This is a genomic window from Allobosea sp. AAP35 (assembly GCF_001295925.1).
Lineage (GTDB): Bacteria > Pseudomonadota > Alphaproteobacteria > Rhizobiales > Beijerinckiaceae > Allobosea.
In genome coordinates, this window is sequence record NZ_LJHQ01000046.1 from 1 (window position 1) to 24,571 (window position 24,571).

The window sequence follows — 24,571 nt, forward strand, 5'->3', positions numbered from 1 at the left end:
CTGGAGCATCCTTCGAGACGCCGCTTCGCGGCTCCTCAGGATGAGGGCTGTGAGGACCATTTACACCGGCGGATGGGGAATCGCCGTCAGCAGTTCCTTGGTATAGTCCGCCTTCGGGTCGCCGAGCACCTCCTCGGCCGTGCCCTGCTCGACGATGGCGCCGGTCTTCATCACGATCACCCTGTCGCAGAGCAGGCGCACCACGTTGAGGTCATGCGAGACGAAGAGGTAGCTCATTCCGAGCCGCTCCTTCAGCTCCTGCAGCAGGTTCAGCACTACCGCCTGAACCGAGACGTCGAGCGCCGCCGTCGGCTCGTCGAGGATGACGAGGTCGGGTTCGAGCGCGATCGCCCGGGCGATGCCGACGCGCGCCTTCTGCCCGCCCGACAACTGGTGGGGAAACCGGTCGATTAGCTCGACTGGCAGCCCGACCAGCCGCGCCAGCTCCTCGCAGCGGGCCCGCAGCGCGTCGCGCCCCGAAATCCCGCCCATCCGCAGGATCGGATCGGCGATGGCGCGCTCGGCGGTGAAGCGCGGATTGAGGCTGTCGGTCGGATCCTGGAACACCATCTGGATGCGCCGTCGATAGGGCGAAGCGGCGAACTGCTTGGCGGGAATGGCGCCGATATCGGCCCCGTCGAACAGAATCTTGCCACCGCTGGCATCGATCAGCCGCGTGATCATCATCGAGGTCGTCGACTTGCCGCAGCCCGATTCCCCGACCAGCCCCAGCGTCTCGCCCTTCGCCACGGTGAAACTGATGCCGTCGACGGCGCGGAAGGCTTCTTTCGGCTCCTGCGCCTTGCCCATGAGTTTCGACAGGAACGTACCTGTCGCCGGCCGCGGATACTCCTTGACGAGGGTTTCGACGCGCATCAGCGGCTCGGTGCCTGCCATGGCAATCGCGCGCGGCGCGATCGCTTGGGCCGGCGGCCCCTTGGGCGCATCGGGCAGCAGATCGGAAAGCGACATGCCGATCCGCGGCGTCGCCTGCATCAGCTTGCGCGTATAGGGATGCTGGGGATTGCGGAAGATCTCGCTGGCGGCCGCCGTTTCGACGACATTGCCCTTCTCCATCACCACGACCTTGTCGCAATAGGCGGCAGCAAGCCCGAGATCATGGGTGATCAGGATCGTCGACATGCCCCGCTCGCGGGTGAGCTCGACGATCAAGTCCATCACCGCCTTCTGGGTGGTGACGTCGAGGCCGGTGGTGGGCTCGTCGGCGATCAGGAGCTGCGGCTGGCAGGCGAGCGCGAGCGCGATCACGACGCGCTGGCACATGCCGCCCGACAGCTCGAAGGGATAGGCGTCATAGCGCTCTTCGGGCCGCGCGATCTTGACCTTTTCCAGCGCCTCGATTGCCTTTTCGCGCGCGGTCGCCCGCGTCGCCTGGACATGTTCGAGCAGCACGTCCTCGATCTGCTTGCCGACCTTGCGGATCGGGTTCAGCGCCGCACGCGGGTTCTGGAAGATCATCGAGATCTCGCGCCCGCGCAGATCGCGCATCTGCGTTTCGGTCGCGGTGACCAAGTCGATGCCCGAAAACGAGATCGAGCCTTCCGCGACCCGCCCGGCGCGGTCGAGAATCCGCACCACGGCATAGGAGGTCACCGACTTGCCCGAGCCGGATTCACCGACGATGGCGACAGTCTCGCCCTTGGCGACACTGACGTCGATCGCTTTCACCGCCTGCACCATGCCACGCCGCGTGGCGAATTCGACGGTGAGGTTCTTGATGTCGAGGAGTGGGGGAGCGGTCATCGAACACCTCCCCTGTCTTTCCGGGGCTCGCGCAGCGAGAACCCGGAACCCACGACCGGGTGAGCGCTGAAAATCGAACAGGTCGTGCCCCTGCCCGTGGCTTCCGGGTTCACGGCTGCGCCGCGCCCCGGAATGACAACCGTGGAGGTGATCCCCATCAATTCCTCCGCTGCGGATCGACGAGGTCGCGCACGCCGTCGCCGAGCAGGTTGAAGCAGAACACCGCCGTCATCAGCGCGAGCCCCGGGAAGAAGGCGATCCACCATTCGCCCGAGACGATGAAGCTCGCGCCCTCGGCGACCATGATGCCCCATTCCGGAGTCGGCGGGCGCACGCCCAGCCCGATAAAGGAGAGGCCGGCCGCATTCAGGATGGCATAGCCCATGGTCAGTGACATCTGCACCGCCATGATCGGCATGATGTTGGGCACGATCTGCGTCAGCAGAAGCCGCCAGTCGGAATTGCCCGAGAGCCGCGCCGCCTGGACGAAGCCGGCCTCGCGCCGGACATTCGCTTCGGCGCGGGCGACGCGGGCATAGAGCGGGAAATTGATGATCGCGGTGGCGATGACGATGTTGGTGACGCTGTTGCCGAGCGCCGCCACGATGCCCATCGCCAGCACGAAGAGCGGGAAGGCCATGATCGTGTCGGCGATGCGCCCGACCACCTTGTCGACCCAGCCGCCATAGAAGCCGGCCATGACGCCCGCCAGCCCGCCCATGGCGAAGACGAGCGCGACCGAGCAGACGGCAATAGCGAAATCGAGCCGCGTCGCCACGATCACCCGGCTGAAGATGTCGCGGCCGAGCTGGTCGGTGCCGAACCAGTGTGCCGCGCTCGGCCCCTGCAGCGCCGAATTAGTGTTGCTGGCGAGCGGGTTGTACGGCACCAGCGACGGCCCGAAGATCGCGGCGAACAGGATCAGCGCAAACAGCCCGAAGGCGAGCCCCGTCACCGGGTTCTCGGCGACGATATGGCGCCCATGGGCCCAGAGGCTGGTCGAAGGCGGCGCCTCGAAGCGCAGCGCAGGCGCGGCTGCGGGATCGACCTTGGTCATGTCGTTCATGCCCTCAGCCCTCCAGCCGGACGCGGGGATCGATGACGCCGTAGAGCACGTCGATCATCAGGTTCAGCGCGACGTAAAGGATCGCCATCGTCAGCACGAAACCCTGGATCGGCGCATAATCGGAGGCGATCAGCGCCTCGACCGCATAGGAGCCGACGCCCGGCCAGGCGAAGACCTTCTCCACCAGCACATTCGCCCCGAGCAGGAAGGAGAACACCATGCCCAGCGTGGTCACAACCGGCAGCATGGCGTTGCGAAAGGCGTAGGTGCCGATGACCTTGCGGTTCGACAGCCCGCTTGCCCGCGCGGTGCGCACAAAATCGGCGCTCAGCACGGCCAGCATCGAGGCGCGCGTCATGCGGGTAATCGGCGCCAGCGAGAAGATCGCCAGCGTCACCGCCGGCAGGATCAGCTGAGCGAAGGCCGCCCGGAAGGTCTCGCCATCGCGCGCCAGCAGGGAATCGACGAGATAAAGCCCGGTGATCCGCGCCGGTTCGGAAGCGAAGACATCGAGCCGCCCCAGCGGGGCCGGTGACCAGCCGAGGATGAAATAGAAGACATAGACCAGCAGCAGCCCGGTGAAGAACACCGGCAGCGAGACGCCTGCGGTCGCCACAATCCGGCACAGATGGTCGATCCAGGAGCCCTGCCTGACAGCTGCGAGCACGCCGAGCGGCAGCGCCACCGCCATGGCGAGCAGCAGCCCCGCCAGCGTCAGCTCGGCCGAGGCCGGCAGCCGCGCGGCGAGATCGGCCGTCACCGGCTGGCCGGTGGTCAGCGACATGCCGAGATCGCCCTTCACCAGCGCGGTGACGTAAGCGACGAACTGCACCGGCAGGGGCTGGTCCAGCCCGAGCTTGCTGCGGATCTCGATGATCGCCTCGGGCGAGGCGGCGGGACCGGCGAAATACGCTGCCGTGTCGCCCGGCAGCACCCGCGTCAGCAGGAAGGTGACGATGATGACGCCGATCACCGAGGGGATCGTCGTCATCAACCGCTGGCCGATCATCCGAAGCATGGCTGCCTCCCTATCGTGTAAGCCGGAGTTGCACCGTCATTCTCGGGCGAAGCGAAGCGCAGACCCGAGAATCTCTTGCAGGAGGTGCTCGAGTCGTCGCCCGAGCATGACGGTCCTCGGATCACACGCCCTTCGTCAGATAGCGGAAATCCGGCTCGCGGCAGGGCTGGAACTGGTAGCCCCCGATCGACTTCTGCAGCGCCACGTCATGCGTCGGCTGGTTGATCGGCACCATCGGCACCTCGGCGTTGATCAGCTTGATGAAGTCGATGACGTTGGCGTCGTAGGAGGCCTTGTCAGGCGCGAAGCGGGCAGCGTCGACGAGCTTGTCCAGCGCCGGGTTCTGGTAGGCAGCGATGTTGAAGATCGAATTATTGCCGTGCATCGTCCAGAACAGGTAGTAATCGGGATAGTCGAGCCAGCCGGCGAAACGGTTGAGCACCATCGGATTGGTCTTCTTGGCGATCTCGGTGCGGAAATTGGCGCCCGGCACCTTGTTGATCTCGACCGTGATGCCGATCTGAGCCAGAGCCTCCTTCATCAGAACCGCGATCGGCTCGGCCACCGTCGCGTTGCCGGCGTCGAAATACAAAGTCGTCGAGAACGGACCGCCCGCCGCATCGACCAGCGCCTTCGCCTTGGCGACGTCGGTGGTGTAGGGGAAGGGCTGCGGCCAGGCGACCTTCGGAGCCGTGCCGCCGGCCATCGAGACGCCGCGCCCGAACAGCGCCGCCTGCATGATCTTGTCGTAAGGCATTACCCAGGCGACGGCCTGGCGCAGGCGGACGTCCTTGAACGGGCCGACCTGCGTGTTGAGATAGCAGCCCCAGACGCCGTTGGGGATCGGCACGCCGACGACATTGATCTTGCCGGCGTCGAGCAGGTCCTTGAAGTCCTTCGGCGGCAGCCCGTAGGAGACATCGGCATCTCCACGCTCGATCAGCGCCCGGCGCGTCGAGGGCGAGGCGATGTCGCGGGCGATGATGCGGCGCAGTTGCGGCAGCTTTCCGCAGGCCCAGGCGTCATTGCGGACATAGATCGTCTCGACGCCGGGCTTCCAGCTCTCGACCTTGTAGGCGCCGGAGCCGGCGATGTTGTTCTTCAGATAGTCCTTCGCCCAGGGGTCGCCGCCGCTATTGGCGATGGCGAGCTCGGAATCGAACACGAAGGGAATGGTCACGGCGAGGTTCGGCAGCGTCATCTTGTCCTTGCGGACGAAGTCGATGCGGAAGGTCTTGTCGTCAACGGCGACGAACTGCTCGGGCTTCTCCAGCGAGCCGGCATTCATCTGCGTCGTCGCGAAGCCGCCGATCGAGACCGCGCGGTCCATCGACCACTTCACGTCCTTGGCGGTGACCGCTCGGCCGGAATGGAACTTGGCATCACGCAGCTTGAAGGTGGCGCTCATGCCGTCGGAGGCGACCTGATAGCTCTCGGCCAGCTCGCCCTCGAGCTCGCCCATCGCGACCTGATGGCCGCCGCCGCCCGGGATCGGAACCGGCTTGAAGCGCAGCAGCCGGTCATAGCAGTTCAGCGAGACGCCGTTCACCGGCTGCGACGCGCCGATGCCCTGCATGTCCAGGCTGTTGGGCCCGTATTCCTGCACCAGCAGCAGGGTCTCGTTGCGGCTCGGCGCCTGGGCCTGGGCGCTGCCCTTCGCGACGAAGGGAGCGGAGAGGCCTGCGGCAATGGCGGTACGGCGCGTGATCATAGGGTCTGTCCTCGTGTTCGTGGGGCGGTTCAGGAAGCTGGAAGCAGGTCGCGCGCCGACGGTTGCAGCGTGCAGCCCGGATTTGCCGTCACAACGCGAAGCGCCGAAGCGGATGCCTGGAACGCACGCGGCGCGATGGCGGCGAAAGCCGGCTGGCCGAGGATGGTTGAAATGCTGCCAAGCCACATGGGCCGCCCCTCCCGCCCCTTTGGCGTGACGGCCCTTCCCAAGCAGGGAGCGTGCCAACTTTAGGGCATTGTTCTTGAAGGGTTTTTCAGGAGCCGGAACAGGAGCGGGCGGAAAAGATGCACTCAACATGTATGCAAGGCATCAAAACATGCACACAAATTATGCAAGCTCTCACCGGCTCGCTGAGGCGGCGAAAGCTGTTGTTAATATCCATTGAACTGTCGATGAGCGGACCAGAAAGCGGTCAGGTCGCATCGAGCGGCGTCAGGCAGCCGGGGCGACCCTGTCGCCGGTGACGATCTCGCCCACCGACACCACATCGCAGTAGATGCCGAAATGGCGCCCATAGCGCTTCACCACCAGCCGCAGCAATTCGATATCGAGCGGCAGATCCTCCTGCTCGATCATGATGAAGCCGCAGCGGGTGCAGGGCTCGCGACCCCTCAGGACGACGTTTCCGATCGCGATGTCGCGACCGATCCAGCCCTGCTCCGGCATCGGATCGGCGCCATCGGGCCAATCGACGACGACATTGGGCCGGAAGCGGCGCTCATCGATGATGCTGCCGGGAAGATCGCGAGCCAGCGTCCGCATCGCCGCCGTCGTCAGGAGGTGAATCGGCGCGTGCTCGTCGCGCGGCTGAAAGCCCTCACCGCCGATTGGTGCAAACGGCTTGAGCGCGGGCGAAAAACCAAAGGCGTTCTCCAGCGCCGCCAGGGCGGCCGTGTCATCGGGCGCGGCCCAGAGCGCGCCATCGGACGAGATCTCGACGCTGTCTCCCGTCCAGCGAGCTCGCCCGCCGGGCACTTTCGTGAAATGCTTTTCGCGCCCGGGCGAGGCAATCCGCCCGCTGGCGGCATCGCACAGACCCCAGACCCTGTCGCCCGCGATCCCGGTGGCGGCGACCGGCGCGCGATGCAGGCGCTCGCCCCCCATCGAACTGACCGGGTAGCGCCAGAGCGCGGCCACCGATCCCGTGACGTGCGATTCGGTCACGGCCGATGCCTCGCGACACCCTTGATGCTGGCGAGCCAGAGCGCGCGGGTGAAGTGGCTCTGCGCGTATTCTAGCATGTGGCCCCAGCTCGGGTCGAGGCGGCACCGTAGTCGAGAATGCACATTGGCGATACGGGAGACCGGCCACGTCGCAGGGCAGATCGGCAGGCAGGCGGCACGCCAGCGCCATAACGGCCGTGTGCATCAGGATGCCACCGGCCCAGAGTGGCGCCGGTGAACATCATGGTCGCGCATCATCGCTTCAGGGCGTCCAGTACCAGACGCTCATGTTCCAGCTATTTTGCCGGGCGTTGACGTTCGGCTGGTAGCCGATCAGCCCCTCCTTGTAGCCCTCGACCGGAGCGTATTGGTAGATCGGGAGGATGGGTAGCTCCTCGCGCGCGATCTCCTGCAGCTTCCAATAGATCGCCTTGCGCTTTTCCTTGTCGAAGGTGGCCTGCCCCGCCTTCAGCAGTCGATCGACCTCGGCATTCTGCCACTGCATCTGGTTGGCGCCGGCCCCGCTTCTGGCGGGAATCGCATCCGAGGCAAAGCGCGCCGCCGGATCGGGATCGATCACAGTGCGGAAGGCCGTGCCGACGATCAGCAGGTCAAACTGCGAGCGGGTGTAGAACTCACCCCAGATCACCGCGGCCGGCATGTTGTTGATCGTGATCCTGGCGCCGATCCGCTGCCAGTCCTGCACCATCAATTGCTGCGCCTGTTCGCGCAGCGGCGCCCCCGTCGTGGTTGAGACGGCGAAGGCCAGCGGCAAGCCGTCCTTCATCCGCGTGCCCGATCCCGAGCGCTTCCAGCCGGCTTTGTCGAGTATCTTGTTGGCAAGCGCCACATCGTAGACGTGCCTGGGCAGATTGGGATTAAAAGCCCAGCTTTCCTGAGGGGAGAAAGATTCCGCCGGAATGTGCAGGCCGTAATAGATAATCTCGATGATCGCCTGCTTGTTGAGCGAAGCATAGAGCGCCTTGCGGACAGCCTTGTCCCTCAGCACCGGATGCTCGAGATTTGGCATCAGCATTTCGAGCGAGGCGCTGGGAACCTTCCCGACCTTGCGGCCGGGCAGCTTGACGGCCTCGGCGTAAAAATTGGCTGGTATGCCGGTCCCGATGATGAGGTCGACCTCGCCGCTGCGGAACCGGGCGTAGAGCGCGCCCTGATCGGGCACGTATTTCAGGATGGCCCGCTCCAGATAGGGGCCATCTCCGTGATACGCCTCGTTGGCAACGAGCAGAATGTTGTCGCCGGGCGTGCGCGTGCCCCATTTGAACGGGCCGGTGCCGACGGGGTTCTGGTTGAACGGCGCGGTGTTGGGATCGCTCGCCTGCCCGAGGATATGCTTGGGCACGATGAAGGTGTTGGAGAGCAGCGCGAGATAGGGCGCATAGGCCTTCTCCATCCGCCACGAGATCTCCAGCGGTCCGATGACCTTGATGTCGGTGACGAGGGCGTGCCCGACGCGGGTGCGGCTCTTGAAGCCCGGCGTGTCGATCAGTTCGAGGGTGTATTTCACGTCCTCAGCGGTGAAGGCCGTGCCGTCATGCCAGGTCACGCCGTCGCGCAGCTTGACCCTCCAGGCAAGGCCGCCTTCCGAAATGCCGCCATTGGCCTCGCTGGGAACCTCGACCGCGAGATCGGGGATAAGGTTGCCCCTGGGGTCGGCCACCCACATCGTGTTGAAGATCTGCATCCAGACCGTCTCGTCGACCTCTATACCCGGCATCAGCGGATTGAAGGCGGTCGGCTCCTGCGAGAGGCCGACCACGACCTGGCCGGTGGGCCTGGCTGGCGGCGGCGGGACGGCTCTGGTCTGGGCAGGGGCCTCGCCGATTCCCGTCGCGGCAAGAAATCCGCCAGCGCCGAGCGCGAGCAAGTCGCGGCGCTGGATCGCAGGCATCGGCAGGATAAGCTCGGCACGGCCAGTGGTGTTCTTGATCATCGAAAACCCCTCTTCGAGCGAGGCCCTGCTTCTGGGCAGGTGATTGCGTTCGGCCGATGGTCGGGCCTTGTGTCGGAGCGAAGCAGCCCCGACGATATCGAACACCGATCGATTGTGACAGGTGCACAGGCTAAGCAGTTTCGCCCGGCCCTTCGGCATAGGCTTCTGTCGCGATGCGATGATATCAAGTTCAGCCGCCGGCCCCTGCCGCAGGATTCAACCGCCACCGATGTCGCCTCCCGTCAACCGCATCCGCAGCGACGAAACGCTGCCCCATGCCGCCGATGTCGTCGTCATCGGCGGCGGCGTCGCCGGCATCACCGCCGCCTATCACCTCGCCAGAAAGGGCCACTCGGTCGCAGTCGTCGAGAAGGGCTATATCGCAGGCGAACAATCGGGCCGCAATTGGGGTTGGTGCCGCCAGCAGAACCGCGACCTGCGCGAGCTTCCCCTCGCCCAGCGCGCGCTCGAAATGTGGGCGGGCATGAACGCGGAACTCGGCGCCGATACCGGTTTCCGCCGCACCGGCCTCGTCTATGTCACGACCAAGCCGTCTGACCTCGCCGCCTGGTCGGGCTGGATCGACAAGGCCCGCGAAATGCAGATGCACAGCCGCGTGCTGTCCGCCGCCGAGGCGAAGGCAATGGCACCGGGCTCAGCCGAGAACTGGATCGGCGGCGTCCATTCCCCCAGCGACGGCAAGGCCGAACCGGCGCTGGCCGTACCCGCCTTCGCGCAAGCCGCCCAGAAACGCGGCGTCACGATCCATCAGGACTGCGCCGCGCGCGGCCTTGAGACCACCGGAGGACGTGTCTCGGCGGTCGTCACCGAGAAGGGCACGATCAGGACCAGCAGTGTGCTCGTCGCCGGCGGCGTCTGGACCTCGATGTTCTGCCGCCATCACGGCATCGACATGCCGCTGGCCGGGGTGCAATCGACCTCTTTCTTTACCGCGCCGATTGACGGCCCCGCCATCACGGAGGGCGGCCTCTCGACGCCCGATGTCACCTTCCGGCGCCGCCTTGATGGCGGCTATACGATCGGCATCAGCGGCCGCGGCCTGCTGCGGCTGAGCCCGCAGGGGATGATGTATGCCAGGCCGTTCTGGCCCACCTTCAAAAAGCGTCATAAGCTGCTGACGATCCGCGCCGACAAGAGCTTCTTCGCCGGCCCCGAGGCGCTGATGCGCTGGACCAACGACAGTGTCTCGCCCTTCGAGCGCATGCGCACCTTCGACCCGCCGCCTCAGGAGAAGCTGATCGCCTTCGCGCTCAAGCGCATCGCCGAGATTTATCCACAGCTCGCCGACGTGAAAATCGTCCAGAAATATGGCGGGCTCATCGATTTCACGCCCGATTGGGTGCCGGTGATCTCGGCCATCGACACGCTGCCTGGCCTTTATGTCTCGGCCGGCTTCAGCGGCCATGGCTTCGGCGTCGGTCCCGCCGCCGGCAAGCTCGCCGCAGACCTCATCACCGGCGACGCGCCGATCGTCAACCCTCATCCCTACCGCTACAGCCGCCTCGTCGACGGCTCGAATCTAGGCGAACCCGGGCTGATGTGAGCGACGCGGCGGATGGTGCAGCCTTCATCCTGAGGAGCGCCTCTCGAAGGATGGTTACGTCGCGACCGGAGCATCCTGGAGCATCCTTCGAGACACCACTGCGCGAAGCCTCAGGATGAGGTCGAGGGTGGAATCCGCGCGGAGTTCCCATCCCAAACCCTTCCCCCCAGCAAACGTCGCCGCTAAGCCGGAAGCCAGAGTTCACCCGGAGAGACGATCATGCTGCGGACCGTGCAAGGCTGCGCCAAGGACCTCGCGACCGGCGCCACGACAGCGCGCGCCCTGGTCGAAGCTTGCCTGGCGAACATCGCCGATCCCGCCGGCGAGGGCGCCCGCGCCTTCATCTCGGTCTCGGCCGAGGCTGCGCTTACTGCGGCCGACGCCCATGACGCACTGCGCCGCGCCGGCCGCGCGCCCTCGCCCTATGCCGGCATCCCCTTCGCCGTGAAGGATCTTTACGACGTCGCCGGCGAAATCTCGATGGCGGGCTCCCGCGCGCTCGCAGATGCCGCTCCGGCCAAGACCCACGCCCCGACGATCGCGCGCATGCTCGCGGCGGGTTTCATCCCGCTCGGCCGCACCAACATGACCGAATTCGCCTATTCCGGCATCGGTGCAAACCCGCACTACGGCACGCCGCTCAGCCCCTGGGACCGGGCCTCGGCGCGCATCCCCGGCGGCTCCTCCTCCGGCTCGGCGGTGGCGGTTGCAGACGGCATGGCCGTCGTCGCACTTGGCAGCGACACCGGCGGCTCTTGCCGCATCCCCGCCGCGCTCTGCGGCATCGTCGGCTACAAGCCGACCGCCAGCCGCATCCCGCTCGACGGCGTCGTGCCGCTGTCGGGCAGCCTCGATTCGCTCGGACCCATCGGAGCGAGCGTCTCCTGCTGCGCCATTGTCGACGCCATCCTCGCAAGTCAGACCCCTGCCCTGCCGACGCCGCGCCCTCTTGCCGGGATGAGGCTCGCCATTCCCCGCGAGATCATGCGCGACGGCATGGACGCGACCGTCGCCGCCACCTTTGAGCGCGCGGTGGCAGCATTGGCAGCGCAAGGCGCGCGGATCGTCGAGGTCTCGTTCCCGCCGCTCCACGACATCGGCCCCGCTCTGAGCCGCGGCGGCTTCCCGGGGCCGGAATCCTATGACTGGCACCGCGATCTGCTGGCGCGGCAAGGGCATCTCTACGATCCGCGCGTGCGCAGCCGCATCCAAGCCGGCGCGACGATGACGGCGGCCGATTACGTCGCGCTCACCGCAGCACGCCGCCGCATCGTCGCGGCCATGGACGCACTGACCGCGCCTTACGACGCGCTGCTCATGCCGACCTGCCCGATCGTGCCGCCCCGGATCGCCGAACTGGCCGAGGATGCCGAGTACCACCGCCTGAACGGTTTGCTGCTCCGCAACCCCAGCATCGGCAATTTTCTCGACCGCTGCTCGATCAGCCTTCCCTGCAACACGCCGGGCGAGGCTCCGGTGGGCCTGATGCTGATGGGCGAAACCGGCGACGACCATGTGCTCTTCGCCGTCGCGGCCGGCATCGAGGCGGCTTTGGCCATCTGATTGCGGCACCGGATCGGACGACCAGAGCCGGAGCACGCTGCCGCCCGGCTCAGCCAAGCGCTTGGCTGGTCAGCGCATGAAGCCGAACCGGGCCAGGCACTTCGGGCATGTCGCCGCGCACCATGCTGGTTCCCTGATCGACCTGTTTCAGTCCGCAGGTCAGGAGCCAGTCCGACAGCGGCGAGCCCGATTTGACATCGATCCGCACGAATTGTCCGACCAGGCCTTGCACCCAATGCGCCACCAGCACCTCAGCGTCCGCCTGGCCGGCGGCGACGACCGGGCCGATGACCTGCCCATGGCCGAAGCGACGCAGCAGGCTGAAACCCACGACTTCGCCGCCGCGCTCCAGCACCACGCCCCTGCCCTGCTCCAGGACGGCCCGGAGCAGGGCCTCGCGCGGGAGCCCCGTCGCTGCACCGTCGAGCCGGTGCAGCGACGGCAGGTCGTCCTCCCGCACGGCGCGCAAGGTGGCGCCGGCCTCGAGCCTGGGGCTAGGCCCCACCAGAACCTCGCCCTGATGCTGGCTGACGGCTCCGCAGGCGACAAAGCCAACCTTCTCGTAAAGCGATTGGCCGGCGAGCGTCGCGTTGAGCAGAAGCGAGCGCCCCTGCTTCTGCGCCAACACTTCCTGCATCAGGCGACGGCCCAGGCCTTTCCCCTGATGCGCGGGGCCGACGATGATCAGGCCGAGCGTCGCATGGCTCTCGCCATAGGGGAACCACAGCGCCGTCGCCACGAGATCGGCGCCGATATGGCCGACGAGGCCGCGACCAAGCCCGATCGCCATCGCCCAATCCTCGGTGCGGTGCGGCCAGCCGACGACCCGCGACAGCGCCGCGCATGCTTCTGCGTCGCCAGGCCCGACATCGCGCAGGACGGCGGTGTCCCGAAGCTGAAGCGTGCCCATCACCATGCCATCCCGGATCCGACGAAAGCATGGGCCGGAGCCCTGTGAAGCATTGCCAGAGTTAGGGATGTCATGGGCGAGGCGATCCGGCGTGATCGTTGCGGAGCGCACAGCCGTTACACCAACCAAGCCTGAAAGACTGGACTATTTTGGGAGACCGGTCGCGCGGGCTCAGACCGCGCGGCTATAGACCCGCGCCGGCTGGGCGATATGGGCGTCGAAGGCAGACGCCACCTTGCGCACCATGAGCCGCGCCCGCTCCGGCAGCAGCAGGCGCACCCCGTCGAACTGGACGACGCCGTCCTGCGACAGCCGCTCGAGCCTGGCCAGGGACGGCGCCAGCGTCTGCGGATCGGCGCAATGCCGGGCGCAGACCGCGTCGATGTCGACGAAGAGATCGCACATCAGCCGCTCGATCAGATCGGCCCGCAGACGGTCGTCGGCGCTGAGCCGGTAGCCCTTCGCCGTCGGCAGGGCACCTTGCCGGACACGCTCGCCATAGCGGCCGATCACCACCTCGTTCTGGACATAGCCCTGCGGCAGCCGGCCGATCGCCGAGGCACCGAAACCAAGCAGCGCCTCGCAGCCATCGGTGGTGTAGCCCTGGAAATTGCGCCGCAGCCGACCGCTGCCGAGCGCTTGCGCCATCTCGTCATCGGGCCGGGCGAAATGGTCGAGCCCGATGCGGACATAGCCGGCCTCGACCAGACGCTGCGCCATCGCCTGCGCCTGTTCGTGCCGGGCCGCGCCATCGGGCAGGTCGGCGGTCGCAATGCGGTTCTGGTGCTTCTTGAAGCTTGGAACATGGGCATAGCCGAAGATCGAAAACCGCTGTGGCGCCATCTCGAGGCAGCGTTCCACCGTCTCGATGCAGGACTGGGTCGTCTGCAGCGGCAGGCCGTAGATCAGATCGAGATTGACCGCGCCGATGCCGGCCTCGCGCAGCCCGGCCATGACGGCTTGCGTCTGCTCGACGCTCTGGATGCGGTTGATTGCCTGCTGCACCAGCGGATCGAAGCTCTGCACGCCCAGGCTCGCCCGGTTGACGCCTGCCTCGCGCAAGGCCTGAATCATCGGCGCGCTCAGATGGCGCGGGTCGATCTCGACCGCGATCTCGGCCTCGGGGTGGACCGCGAAGCGCCGGCGCAGCAAGGCGACCAGCGCGACGAAATCCTCGGGCGCCAGGATGGTCGGCGTGCCGCCGCCGAAATGGATGTGGCGGATATCGAGCGGCGCGCACAGATGGTCGGCGACGTTCTCGATCTCGCGCCGCAGCAGCGCAAGATAGTCGGCGATCGGCGGATCGCGCAGGGCCACGCTCGTATGGCAGCCGCAATACCAGCACATCGCCCGACAGAACGGGATGTGCAGATAAAGCGAGCCCTTGGTGCCGGGCGCGAGTTCGCCGAGCCAGCGGCCATACTGGCCGCCATCGACCTCCGCCGCGAAATGCGGCGCCGTGGGGTAGCTGGTGTAACGCGGCAGCCTCTCGTCGAGATAGAGGCGCTCATCGAAAGGGGCGCAGTTCTTCGGGTCCACGACCGGTCGTCTCCTCTGCCGGAGACCCGGCGCGATGCCGCACCCTAGGTATCCAGGCCGGACTGTCTTTGAGGCAGAACAAATCGCGGCGGCCGAGATCGAAACGGTCGAGGGCGCCCTTTCGGGCGCCCTCGCTGCGATGTCGTGCGTTCTAGACGGTGTTCAGACGAAGCGGAAATCGTCGGCGCCGAGCGCGGCCAGATTGACGCCCTTGAGGGTGAGCGTGGTGTCGGCATCGAGGCTGAACACGGTGTCGGCCCCGAACTGGCTGGCAGCCTCCATCGCATCGTCGAAATCGGCGAAAAGTCCGATCGAGAACTCCAGCACGTCGGAGCTGGCGCCCGTTGTGCGGAAGTCGGTGATCATGTCCTTGCCGAAGCCTGCCGCGAAGACGAAGACATCATGGCCCGAACCGCCGGTCAGCACGTCGTTGCCGGCGCCGCCCTCGATCCGGTCGTCGCCCGAGCCGCCATCGAGCGTATCAGTGCCTTCGCCGCCCAGAACGATGTCATTGCCCGAACCGGCATCGACGATGTCGTTGCCTTCGCCGCCCTCGATGCGGTCGACACCCGAGCCGCCCTTGAGCAGATCGTTGCCGACGCCGCCGAAGACCATGTCGTCGCCGGAACCACCGTCGATCGAGTCATCGCCTTCGTCGCCCGAGAGCGTGTCGTTGCCGGCCCCGCCCTTGAGCGTGTCGTTGCCAGCCCCGCCGCCGAAGGCATCATCGCCGTTGTTGCCGGTGACGATGTCATTGCCGGCGCCGAAGAGCAGCTTCTCGATGTTCATGAAGCTGTCCGAGCCGATGCCTTCGCCCGAGACCTTGCCCGCCGCGAAATCGACCGTGATCGGGCCGGTCGCCTGCGCCAGGAAGAGCGTGTCATAGCCGGCGCCGCCGTCGATGACGTCATTGCCGAGATCGGCCAGGATCAGATCGTCGCCTTCGCCGGCGAAGATCGTGTCGTCGCCAGCCCCGGCGAAGATGGAGTCGTTGCCCGCGCCGCCATAGATGACGTCATTGCCATCGCTGGTGGTGATGTCGTCATTGCCATCGCCGGCATCGACGGTGACGGCGCCGAGATAGCTGTTCATGGTCAGGCGGTCATTGCCGGAACCCAGCAGGATCGCGCCGGCAACGGTGCTGCCGACATAGAGGTTCACGACATCGTCGCCCTCGCCCATGTCGATCGCGACGCCGTCCGAACCCGCTGCGATCACACCGGAATTGGCCAGCTTGTCGTTCCCGGCGCCCATGGCGAGGCCACCGGAGATCCGGCCCGAGCTCGTGTTGATGACCTCGTCATTGCCTTCGCCGGCATCGACCGTGGTCGTCTCGCCCTCCTCGCCCGAGACGACGATGATATCGTCGCCCGCTCCGGCATCGACCACATCGCCTGCATCGGCGCTGATCGAGTCGTTGCCCGCGCCGCCGATCAGTTCGTCGGCACCGGCACCGCCGAGCAGGATGTCGTCGCCCTCGCCGCCGTCGAGCGTGTCGTCGCCCGCGCCGCCTTCGAGGCGGTCGTCGCCTTCGCCACCTTCGAGCGTGTCATCGCCTTCGCCGCCGACGAGCCTGTCATTGCCCGCTTCGCCAAGCAGCGTATCGTCGCCCTCGCCGCCGTCGATGACGTCGTCGCCGGCACCGCCGGAGACTTCATCGTCACCTTCGAGCGCGGCGATCACGTCGTCGCCCGCCGTGCCGACAAGCACGTCATCGCCCGGCGTGCTGGGGTTCGAAACGACCGGAGGCAGGACGCTGTCTTCCGACAGATCATAGACGAGGACGTTGTCGAAGGAGACACCCGCGCTGTCCCAGGAGAACAGACCGATCGTTCCCTTGGTCTGGGCCCGGTCCTCGATGGCATAGGCAAACAGCGCCAACCCATCGACATAGGCCTGGATCTTGCCGTCCTTCACCTCGACCCGCAGGTTCACGGCCTGACCGGGCGTGTACTTGGCGGGGTACTGGTTCAGGTAGCGCTCGACCCCATCCTTGACCTGGATGAGCTGGAACAGGCTGCCGGCCCCGTTTCTGGGGTTGCGGTCATAGTCGCCATTCGCGTCGAGCTCGAGCTTATAATAGTTGTTCGCGTCCTGGTAGTAGAACAGCAATCCCAGCGCGCCGTTGTCGGGCGAGGTGATCGTCGCTTCGACCGCATAGTCGCTCCAGTCCTTGGCCTCGGCCTCGTTGTAGAGCGCATAGGTACCCTTGCGCAGCACGTTGACGCCATCGCCGAGCGGGCTCCAGCCGGTCTGCCAGGGATCGCTGTTCGAAGCGCCGTTCCAGGTCAGCTGCCGGCTGGTCAGGCCCGACAGCTGAACCAGCGCGCCGTCGCGCAGCTCCCATTGCGAGGATTTGCCGTCGATGCCGACACCACCCGATTCGCCCTCGTCGACGATCGTCCAGGCCGCGAAATCACCGCCGCCGAAGCCCTCCGACAGCAGCATCCGCGCCTTGGACACCGGATCGATCGTGACGATGTCGGTCGCGGTCTTGCCCCCGGCATCAGTGACGGTCAGCGTCAGCACCTGCTTGACGGCATCGAGCGTGGCGCTCGCCTGCGCGCCCTGCGCCACGACATTGCCGTCGGCATCGGTCCAGACATAGCTGACGATGTCGGACAGGCCATAGCTGGCGGCGGCATCGAGATCGACCGTGACCTTGCCGTTGCCGTCGCTGTCAACGGGACGCAGATCGTCGCCGGCATGGGCCGCCAGCGTGACCTTGTTGACGGTCACGTTGTCGAACTGCGAGCTGCGCTGTGCGTCCGAATAGAAGCCGACCGAACCGCCCGCGAGCGGCGCGGCATCGACGACTTCGCCAAACAGGCTCTTGCCGTCGAGGAAGGCGCTGATCACGCCATCGACGACCACAACCTTGAGCTGAAAGTCGCGGCTCCAGGGCGTACCCCCGAACTCGCGGGCGAGCACCGTCTCGACACCGGCCTGGACCTTGATCAGCGACTGTGTGTTGGTTTCGCCGGAGAGCACGACCTTATAATGGTTGGCCGCGTCCTTGTAGTAGAACACGGCGCCGAGGCCGTCATTGTCAGTCGATTTCAGCGTCGTCTCGAATTCATAGTCCGACCAGGTCGAAGCCGTCGCACCCTTCCAGACCAGCAGCTTGGAGCCTGCGTCGGATTGCTCGAAGACGCGGCCTTCAAGCGCATCCTGGCCCTCTTCCACAGTGGTGCGGGCATTCGCGCTGCCCTTGACAATGAAGGTGCCGGTCCCCGTGTCGAAGGAGGCCAGCTGGGCGGTGCCGGTGCTGAACTCGTCGCTCCAGCTCGGCGTGCTGAAATCGATCTGCACGGAGTTGGCGCTCGGCTTGGTCTCCATGATCCCGCCCGGCTGAACGGCGCCGAGGGCCGCGACCTCGGCATCGCTCAGCACCTTGTCCGTGAACAGGAAGCTCGAGGCATAGCCCGGCCAGGTCTCGCCGCTCTCGTCGGCGAAGAGCAGGAAGCCCTTGCTCATGTCGATCTGGTAGCGCGCGTAATTGCCGCCGGACTGGACGGTATCGCCGACCTTCACCCCGTCGATGTATTTGGTGATCAGCACATTGTCGCCGCGATCGGTGATCGTGAAGGCGATGCGGTGCCAGGCGCCGTAATTCACGGTGCCCTCATAGTCGCTGTTGATGCCGATGCCGCCGCGGCTGCCATTGACGTTGCGCAGCGCGATGTCCTGGTCGCTGGCGTTGGTCAGGTCGGTCTGCAGGAAGGAGAAATAGCTCGTGACGCCGGGCGTGATCAGCAGATCATAGACCAGCGAATAGGATTTCGCGACCGTGCCCGACGCGAGATTGCCGAGCTTCACCAGAACGCCGCCATCGGCCTGGCTCAGCTTCGGCAGGTAGGTGACGGTGTCGCTGCCGGTCTGGCCGGGCAATGGCGCGATGCCATGGGCCGCGGTCGTGGCAGTGGTGAATTGCGGCCCGAGCGTGCCCCAGCCGGCGGCATTGCCGTCGTTGAAGCTGTCGGTGAGCAGGGTACCGGCGTTCGAGACGACGATGCGGACGTCGTCGGTCGAGACCTTGCCGGCGCTGTCGGTCACGGTCAGCGTGAACTGGTGCTGGCCGGCGGCGAGTTCGAGGGTCGGCGTCGCGCTGGTGGCGACAACGGTTCCGTCGCGGTCGGTCCAGGCATAGGTCAGGCCCTGGTCGTTGCCGGGATTGAGCGTCCAGTCCCCGTCCAGCGTGACGGAGGCCTTGTCCTGCCCCGCCTCGGCACTGACGAACTGGTCGTTGCCGGCCTTGGCGATCGCCGGGACGTCGGGCGTGCCCATATCGACGTCTGAGAACGTCTCTTCATGGCCGCGATAGGGGCCGGTCAGGCCGTCGCGATCGAGTTCGCCATCGCCGCGCACGGAGTCGAGATGGTCGTCGAGCTGGGTGAAATAGGTCGAGGTGTAGACCGCATTGTTCTCGGGATCGATCGTCAGCAGGCGGATCGCGCCATTGCCGCCATTGCTGCCGGAGCCGGCGCCCGCGCCGCTGGTGATCTCGGAGGAGACGCCATTCTGGTAGTTCACCATCATCTGATGGACCGGATTGCCGAACTGGTCGTAGCTGACCAGGGTTTCCGCACCGTCGCCGAAGATGTGGCCGGAGAAGGTGAAGGTGATGTTGGAATACTTCTGCACCAGCTCGCGATACATGGTCTCGCCGTCATTGGCGCCCTGCACGTTGTTGCCGATGCCGTAATCATAGCCGGTGCCCTCGTCATAGAGCGGCGCGCCGGTGGCGTCGTGACGGCCGCCCCAGTTCATGTAGGAGTGGTTGGCCAGGATGACGCGGTGGTCGAGATGATCCTCGATGACCTCGGCTGCCCAGCGCAGCACGTCGTCGCGCGCGCCGAATTCGAGGCTGAGAACCATCCATTTGGTGCCGTCGGGCGCCGTGAAGGTGTGGTAATTGTTGGCGCTGCGCGTCGGCTCCTGGTCATAGACGCCCCCAAAAGTGCCGGGGTTGGTGGCAGCCTGCTTCTCGGGCGAGAAGCGGATGTCGAGCGGGTTGGTCGAAAAATTCGCCGCGTTGCCGGTGTTCTGGTCATGGTTGCCGGGCAGCAGCGAATACGGGATCTTGCCGTCGAGCACGCGCAGGGCCGGCTCGGCATAGACCCAGTGGGTGGCGTCGTTGTTGTTGGTGGTGATGTCGCCGACATGGATGACGAACTGGAGATTGAGGCTCTCCTTGTTGTCGACCAGCCAGTTTGTCATGTTGTTGAAGATTTGGGCCCGCGCGGCGTTGGTATAGTCCTGCGTGTCGGGCAGCACGGCGATGGTATAGGCGTTCTCGCCGGCGACGCGGACGCGGACATTGTCCGTCACGCTCTGGCCATCGGCATCGGTGGCGGTGATCTTCAGATCGGTATGACCAAGCGTGTCGGCGTAGTCGATGACGAGCTTGCCATCCGCGATCGCCACGCTCGCGACGCTGGGATCGCTGTTTTGAACCGAATAGGTCAGCCCCGTGCCGGCGAACACCGTGCTCAGATCGATGACGCGGTCCTGGGAACCGCGCGTCGCGATGTAGTCGAGAATGGAATTGCTGATCGTCGCCATGAGATACGCCCTCGTTGTGGACCGATGCGCCGCACTGCCGGAAAGGCAGCGGGCCGCGTCGAAACTCGCAGGGCAGCGGTAGGCATCGCTTGTGACGGATCGTTAAAAAACGCCACCGGGACTATATCGAATTTGACGATACCCTATATCGCTTTATCAACGACACAGCGCCGCCAAAACGACACGCAACTGTCACGATAATAGCACGTCACAAATCCGAAACGACTTTCATATACTTGTGATATGTCTTTGCATGCCCGAGAACAACTCGCCTTTTGCGTGTGCTCGTCGGGTTTCGAAGCGGTCTTATGCCCCAGTTCTTGGCGGGGCGGGAGTGGACTGTTCATGGCGTCTGTCGCGCAGTTGAGAGCGTTCCACTTCGTCGCCACGGCAGGCGGATACTCACAGGCGGCACGGGAGATGGCGGTCAGCCAATCGGCGCTGTCGGGCCAGGTGCGCCAGCTCGAAGCCATTTCCGGCGTCGTCCTCTTCGAACGCGGCCCGCGCGGCGTGACCCTCACCGCCGATGGCGAGGCGCTCTTCCAGGTAACCTCTCGGGTGTTTTCGGCCTTGTCCGAAGCAGCCCAGATGCTCAAAAGCCCGGCCGCCGAGGGCGGGCGCCTGCGGCTGGCCTCGGATGGCACAGTCCATTCATTGCCGATTCTCGACGAATTGCGCCGGCGCCGACCCAAACTGGTATTCTCGATCCAGCTGCACAACTCGGACCAGGTGATCGAGCAGATCGTCCAGTACCGTGCCGATGTCGGCATCACAGCCCAGCTTCCGAAGGATAACCGCTTTCACGTCCAGCCGCTGACGACGATGGCGGTCGGCGTGTTCATGCCGGCCGATCACCCCTCGCTGTAGAGCTTGCCGGTCGTCGGGTGCCTCGCCGTTGCAAACCAGTCCTGGACGACAACCTCGAATTCTTCGGTCGTATATCCGGCGTGGGTCGCCATCACCATCTCAAGAATGGCGTGCTCGCCTCCTGCCAGCGCAGTCTTGAGGTCGCCTCTCAGAACAGAGGCAAAGGGCTCCTTCTCCTGCCATTCCGGGCGCTGCGGCGCGATCGCCTTGATGCGGTCAACCGCGAACAGAAACTGGAAGTAGAAGGGCTGCTCGCCCCAAAGCGTGCCGTCATTGTCGAAGGTGGCAATGCGCTGGGCGGGCGGGACGAAATCCGCCGTGCCGGGTTTGGAGATCTTCCGCACGAACGCCCGGATCGCCTGTTTCGATTGTCCGTCGTTCCATGATGGCAGAGGATCATTGCCTTGCGCAGCAACCGGCTGTGCCGTCAGCATGAAAATCCAGGCCAGGACCGTGGCGACTGCCTTGAATCTCATGAACCTCGCCTTTGAAGCTAGAGGCATTTTCAGGACCGTGTCGGTAGCTGGCCGTCTCCTCTGAGGAGACGGCCTTTCCCGATTTTCGCTCAGCGTGACATCACCGATCTGATCTGTGCCTCGACCTTGCTGAGATTGAAGGAGCCAGCAGACTGACTGGGTGGAAATTCCTGCATGCTCAGGAGGAAGTTGGCAGCAAGACCCTGGATTGGCGCGATCACGAAAATGCGGTCGATCACCCAGTCCCAGTACGTATTGGAGTTATGCTGTGCTTTTTCGAACGGGTCACGCCGCAGGTTGAAGATCAGAGGGAAGCGTAATTCGACCCAAGGCTCCTGCCACACGCCAAGCTGTGAGCCACGGTTCTCCAGGAAGACAATCTTCCAATCTTCATAACGCGCGGCAACGATGTTGCCATCGTCATTCATGTACCAGAACTCCTTGCGCGGCGATTCAGGCATCTTGCCGCTGAGGTAATCGAGCATGTTGTAGCCGTCGATGTGGTTCTTGTAGGGGCGGCCGTTGAGCGTGACGCCCTTCAACAACTTCTCCTTCACATCAGGAGCGCCAGCGGCGGCCGCGAAAGTCGGCAGCCAGTCCTCATGGGCGACCAGGCCATTGAGCGTGGTGCCGGCAGGGAACACACCTGGCCAGCGCACGAAAGCGGGCACGCGGTAGGCGCCTTCCCAGTTCGAGTTTTTCTCGCCGCGGAACGGGGTCGTGCCAGCATCCGGCCAGGTGTTGTAATGCGGGCCGTTATCCGTCGAGTATTGCACAATCGTGTTGTTGGCGATGCCGAGATCATCAAGCAACTTCAGCAACTGCCCGACATGCAGGTCGTGCTCGACCATGCCGTCGCCATACTCGTCCTGCCCCGACTTGCCGATATTCTCGGCTTTGACATGGGTGCGGAAATGCATCCTTGTGCCGTTCCACCAGCAGAAGAAGGGTTTGTTTTCCCTGACTTGACGGGTGATGAACTCCTTGGCGGCCTCGACGGTCTCATCGTCGATGGTTTCCATCCGCTTCTTGGTCAGCGGACCGGTGTTCTCGATCGTCTGCCCGCCCTTGCCGTCGGCCTTGGTGCGCAGGACGCCGCGCGGCCCGAACTTCTTCAGGAATTCAGGATTTTTCGGGAAATCCCGGTTTTCCGGCTCCTCCTCGGCATTGAGGTGATAGAGATTGCCCAGGAATTCGTCGAAGCCGTGCATGGTCGGCAGGTGTTCGTCGCGGTCGCCCTGGTGGTTCTTGCCGAACTGTCCGGTGGCGTAGCCCTGGCTTTTAAGAACCGTGGCCATGGTCACATCTGTCTTCTGCCAGCCCTCGGCGGCTCCTGGCAGGCCAACCTTGGTCATGCCGGTGCGCACCGGGACAGTGCCGTTGATGAAGGCGGCGCGGCCAGCGGTGCAGCTCTGCTGGCCATAGTAATCGGTGAAGGCGACGCCCTCGCGGGCGATCCGGTCGATATTGGGAGTCTTGTAGCCCATCATGCCGCGGTTGTTGTGGCTGATGTTCCAGGTGCCGATATCATCGCCCCAGATCACAAGGATGTTGGGCTGCCGGCCGGACGCGGGCGCGGCGGGCGCGGTCTGGGCCTGCGCAACCGCGACAGGCGCGCCCGCTCCCAATGCAGCGGCTGTGGCGAGCGTCGTGCCGCCGAGCAGGAGGTTGCGGCGGTTCAGGCTGGCTGGCGCCAAGGCTTCAGATTCTGCATTGATCGCGTCGGCGGAAACAGCCTTGTTTTTGGACTGCATCGTGTTCGGCATCTTGGCCTCCCCCTCTTCAAGTTTTGGGCGCTTTTCCAGGGCATCAACGCCTCATGCTTACCAAACGTAATCCCGAAAGATGACAAGCCACAAACATAATTTTCAGTGCTGAGCTGCTATCGCACCCGCCTCGAGAACGCGTAAAAGACTGCCCTTCCGACATCTGACTTTGGGGAATTCGAGATGTCGAAAATCGGAAGGCCGGTGGCTGTCGCGCGTGTTATCGACGGCAGGCCGGACTGTGACTGGACTTCGCGTCAAAGGCGGATCGCAAACGCATTTGATTGCTGCCCAAAGGTAAGCGCGATATCATCAGCGCTTGATACCACGAGCCATCAACTGCGGTTGTGTGGGAGACAGGCTTGAGCAAACGTGGAAGCGAAGCCGAGGAAACCGGCCGTCCTTCGCTGTTTCCGGGGATGGCATTGATCCCCGGCGGGACATTCGTGATGGGATCGGACCATCACTATCCCGAAGAAAGACCGGCGCATCGTGTTTCCGTCGACGCGTTCTGGATGGACAAGACCCCCGTCACCAATCGGCAATTTGCCGCATTTGTTCAGGCCACGGGGCATGTCACCTACGCCGAAATCGCGCCGCGGGCGGAGGATTATCCAGGCGCATTGCCGCACATGCTGAAGGCGGGTTCTCTGGTATTTACCCCGCCTTCCCGACCAGTTGATCACGGCGATTACTATGTCTGGTGGAATTTTGCGTTCGGTGCAAACTGGCGCCGGCCACTGGGTCGTAACAGCACGAACCGTGGCCTGGATGATCACCCCGTGGTCCATGTGGCCTATTCGGATGCGGAGGCCTATGCGAACTGGGCTGGCAAGATGCTGCCAACGGAAGCGGAGTGGGAATTCGCCGCCCGGGCCGGCTTGGAGGATCGGGAATTTGCGTGGGGCGACGAACTCAACCCTGACGGCCGGCACATGGCGAATACCTGGCAGGGAGAATTCCCGAACCAGAACCTGAAGCTGGACGGTTATGACCGCACGTCGCCGGTCACAGCCTTTCCACCCAACGCCTACGGCTTGTACGACATGATCGGGAACATCTGGGAGTGGACAACGGACTGGTATGCGCCACGGCACGAGGCTGAGAAAGGCAAGGCGTGCTGCATCCCTCGTAATCCCCGTGGCCCGCGCGCTGAGGGAAGTCATGATCCGGCGCAGCCGCGCAATCCTATCCCGCGCAAGGTCTTGAAAGGCGGCTCACATCTGTGCGCTCCGAATTATTGCCGGCGCTACCGCCCCGCCGCCCGCCACCCAGAGCCGATCGACACATCGACCAACCACGTTGGATTCCGATGCATTGTCCGAGTTGTCTGACAGAAGCAGCCTGCGGAGGCCGATGCGGCCAGGATTTATGCTTCAGTTCAGGACCAACCGACGAACTGGACCGCGATAAGGCGCGCCCGCACAGCTATCAAGTCTCAATCTCTGCGGCCCCGAAGGCGCAATGGCAGGTCATCGCCGAGCCCACGGAAATGGTGGGCCGGGCCGGACTCGAACCGGCACCGGCGCTGTTATGAGCAGCGAGCTCTAACCATTGAGCTACCGGCCCGCTTCCCGCGTAGCATCGTCGCCGCCAATCCGGCAAGCCATCCATGAAAAGGCCC

Annotated in this window: 16 protein-coding genes and 1 tRNA gene; 4 read left to right on the forward strand and 13 right to left on the reverse strand. The window is 64.9% G+C overall.

The features are described from left to right. Positions 1 to 60: 60 nt before the first annotated feature. From IP69_RS15635 to IP69_RS15660, 7 genes are all read right to left on the reverse strand, one after another. Complete coding sequence (locus IP69_RS15635; RefSeq protein WP_054143769.1) at positions 61 to 1,764, reverse strand: ABC transporter ATP-binding protein; 1,704 nt, start codon at positions 1,762 to 1,764, stop codon at positions 61 to 63. Between the two features lie 157 nt (positions 1,765 to 1,921). Beyond that, positions 1,922 to 2,821, reverse strand: coding sequence for an ABC transporter permease (locus tag IP69_RS15640; protein ID WP_054143801.1), 900 nt, complete (start codon positions 2,819 to 2,821; stop codon positions 1,922 to 1,924). 13 nt (positions 2,822 to 2,834) lie between these two features. Beyond that, complete coding sequence (locus IP69_RS15645) at positions 2,835 to 3,848, reverse strand: ABC transporter permease (RefSeq protein ID WP_054143770.1); 1,014 nt, start codon at positions 3,846 to 3,848, stop codon at positions 2,835 to 2,837. 121 nt (positions 3,849 to 3,969) lie between these two features. After that, positions 3,970 to 5,559 (reverse strand): ABC transporter substrate-binding protein, encoded by a 1,590-nt coding sequence (locus IP69_RS15650; RefSeq protein ID WP_054143771.1) that lies wholly within the window; start codon positions 5,557 to 5,559, stop codon positions 3,970 to 3,972. A 29-nt stretch (positions 5,560 to 5,588) separates the two neighbouring features. Beyond that, positions 5,589 to 5,747, reverse strand: a complete 159-nt coding sequence (locus IP69_RS21930; protein ID WP_156323493.1) for a hypothetical protein — start codon at positions 5,745 to 5,747, stop codon at positions 5,589 to 5,591. A 265-nt stretch (positions 5,748 to 6,012) separates the two neighbouring features. After that, positions 6,013 to 6,744, reverse strand: a complete 732-nt coding sequence (locus tag IP69_RS15655) for an MOSC domain-containing protein (protein ID WP_054143772.1) — start codon at positions 6,742 to 6,744, stop codon at positions 6,013 to 6,015. A gap of 261 nt (positions 6,745 to 7,005) precedes the next feature. Continuing rightward, the gene (locus tag IP69_RS15660) at positions 7,006 to 8,697 is read right to left on the reverse strand and encodes a peptide ABC transporter substrate-binding protein (RefSeq protein WP_248306859.1); all 1,692 of its coding nucleotides are present in this window, start codon (positions 8,695 to 8,697) and stop codon (positions 7,006 to 7,008) included. Positions 8,698 to 8,926: 229 nt separating this feature from the next. On the opposite strand from IP69_RS15660, the gene IP69_RS15665 reads away from it, so the two are divergent. Both IP69_RS15665 and IP69_RS15670 read left to right on the forward strand, forming a co-directional pair. Continuing rightward, complete coding sequence (locus tag IP69_RS15665; RefSeq protein ID WP_054143773.1) at positions 8,927 to 10,261, forward strand: FAD-binding oxidoreductase; 1,335 nt, start codon at positions 8,927 to 8,929, stop codon at positions 10,259 to 10,261. Positions 10,262 to 10,480: 219 nt separating this feature from the next. Continuing rightward, the gene (locus IP69_RS15670; protein ID WP_054143774.1) at positions 10,481 to 11,824 is read left to right on the forward strand and encodes an amidase; all 1,344 of its coding nucleotides are present in this window, start codon (positions 10,481 to 10,483) and stop codon (positions 11,822 to 11,824) included. Positions 11,825 to 11,873: 49 nt separating this feature from the next. On the opposite strand, the gene IP69_RS15675 is transcribed toward IP69_RS15670, so the two are convergent. The 3 genes from IP69_RS15675 to IP69_RS15685 all read right to left on the reverse strand — a co-directional run bounded on the left by IP69_RS15675 (position 11,874) and on the right by IP69_RS15685 (position 19,838). Next, the gene (locus IP69_RS15675; RefSeq protein WP_197279909.1) at positions 11,874 to 12,734 is read right to left on the reverse strand and encodes a GNAT family N-acetyltransferase; all 861 of its coding nucleotides are present in this window, start codon (positions 12,732 to 12,734) and stop codon (positions 11,874 to 11,876) included. Positions 12,735 to 12,905: 171 nt separating this feature from the next. Continuing rightward, positions 12,906 to 14,273 (reverse strand): oxygen-independent coproporphyrinogen III oxidase, encoded by a 1,368-nt coding sequence (gene hemN, locus IP69_RS15680; RefSeq protein ID WP_054143776.1) that lies wholly within the window; start codon positions 14,271 to 14,273, stop codon positions 12,906 to 12,908. 162 nt (positions 14,274 to 14,435) lie between these two features. After that, positions 14,436 to 19,838 (reverse strand): family 16 glycoside hydrolase, encoded by a 5,403-nt coding sequence (locus tag IP69_RS15685; protein ID WP_054143777.1) that lies wholly within the window; start codon positions 19,836 to 19,838, stop codon positions 14,436 to 14,438. 345 nt (positions 19,839 to 20,183) lie between these two features. On the opposite strand from IP69_RS15685, the gene IP69_RS15690 reads away from it, so the two are divergent. After that, positions 20,184 to 20,705, forward strand: a complete 522-nt coding sequence (locus IP69_RS15690; protein ID WP_082359379.1) for a LysR family transcriptional regulator — start codon at positions 20,184 to 20,186, stop codon at positions 20,703 to 20,705. Here the strand turns inward: IP69_RS15690 and IP69_RS15695 are convergent. Together IP69_RS15695 and IP69_RS15700 are read right to left on the reverse strand one after the other, a co-directional pair. Then, positions 20,690 to 21,181, reverse strand: coding sequence for a haloacid dehalogenase-like hydrolase (locus tag IP69_RS15695; RefSeq protein WP_054143779.1), 492 nt, complete (start codon positions 21,179 to 21,181; stop codon positions 20,690 to 20,692). The genes IP69_RS15690 and IP69_RS15695 overlap by 16 nt on opposite strands. Positions 21,182 to 21,270: 89 nt before the next feature. Beyond that, positions 21,271 to 22,947: an arylsulfatase gene (locus IP69_RS15700; protein ID WP_248306860.1), complete on the reverse strand. Its 1,677-nt coding sequence runs from the start codon at positions 22,945 to 22,947 to the stop codon at positions 21,271 to 21,273. A gap of 419 nt (positions 22,948 to 23,366) precedes the next feature. Between IP69_RS15700 and IP69_RS15705 the strand changes: the two genes are divergently transcribed. After that, complete coding sequence (locus IP69_RS15705) at positions 23,367 to 24,281, forward strand: formylglycine-generating enzyme family protein (protein WP_054143780.1); 915 nt, start codon at positions 23,367 to 23,369, stop codon at positions 24,279 to 24,281. Between the two features lie 159 nt (positions 24,282 to 24,440). Here IP69_RS15705 and IP69_RS15710 read toward each other — a convergent pair. Continuing rightward, a tRNA-Ile gene (locus IP69_RS15710) sits at positions 24,441 to 24,516 on the reverse strand. Between the last annotated feature and the right edge of the window lie 55 nt (positions 24,517 to 24,571).

Excerpts from the sequence above, each read along its gene's own strand:
- IP69_RS15635 (WP_054143769.1), bottom strand. The coding sequence starts at position 1,764 with ATGACCGCTCCCCCACTCCTCGACATCAAGAACCTCACCGTCGAATTC.
- IP69_RS15640 (WP_054143801.1), bottom strand. The coding sequence starts at position 2,821 with ATGACCAAGGTCGATCCCGCAGCCGCGCCTGCGCTGCGCTTCGAGGCG.
- IP69_RS15645 (WP_054143770.1), bottom strand. The coding sequence starts at position 3,848 with ATGCTTCGGATGATCGGCCAGCGGTTGATGACGACGATCCCCTCGGTG.
- IP69_RS15650 (WP_054143771.1), bottom strand. The coding sequence starts at position 5,559 with ATGATCACGCGCCGTACCGCCATTGCCGCAGGCCTCTCCGCTCCCTTC.
- IP69_RS21930 (WP_156323493.1), bottom strand. The coding sequence starts at position 5,747 with ATGTGGCTTGGCAGCATTTCAACCATCCTCGGCCAGCCGGCTTTCGCC.
- IP69_RS15660 (WP_248306859.1), bottom strand. The coding sequence starts at position 8,697 with ATGATCAAGAACACCACTGGCCGTGCCGAGCTTATCCTGCCGATGCCT.
- IP69_RS15665 (WP_054143773.1), top strand. The coding sequence starts at position 8,927 with ATGTCGCCTCCCGTCAACCGCATCCGCAGCGACGAAACGCTGCCCCAT.
- IP69_RS15670 (WP_054143774.1), top strand. The coding sequence starts at position 10,481 with ATGCTGCGGACCGTGCAAGGCTGCGCCAAGGACCTCGCGACCGGCGCC.
- IP69_RS15675 (WP_197279909.1), bottom strand. The coding sequence starts at position 12,734 with ATGGGCACGCTTCAGCTTCGGGACACCGCCGTCCTGCGCGATGTCGGG.
- IP69_RS15685 (WP_054143777.1), bottom strand. The coding sequence starts at position 19,838 with ATGGCGACGATCAGCAATTCCATTCTCGACTACATCGCGACGCGCGGT.
- IP69_RS15690 (WP_082359379.1), top strand. The coding sequence starts at position 20,184 with ATGGCGTCTGTCGCGCAGTTGAGAGCGTTCCACTTCGTCGCCACGGCA.
- IP69_RS15695 (WP_054143779.1), bottom strand. The coding sequence starts at position 21,181 with ATGAGATTCAAGGCAGTCGCCACGGTCCTGGCCTGGATTTTCATGCTG.
- IP69_RS15700 (WP_248306860.1), bottom strand. The coding sequence starts at position 22,947 with ATGCCGAACACGATGCAGTCCAAAAACAAGGCTGTTTCCGCCGACGCG.
- IP69_RS15705 (WP_054143780.1), top strand. The coding sequence starts at position 23,367 with ATGGCATTGATCCCCGGCGGGACATTCGTGATGGGATCGGACCATCAC.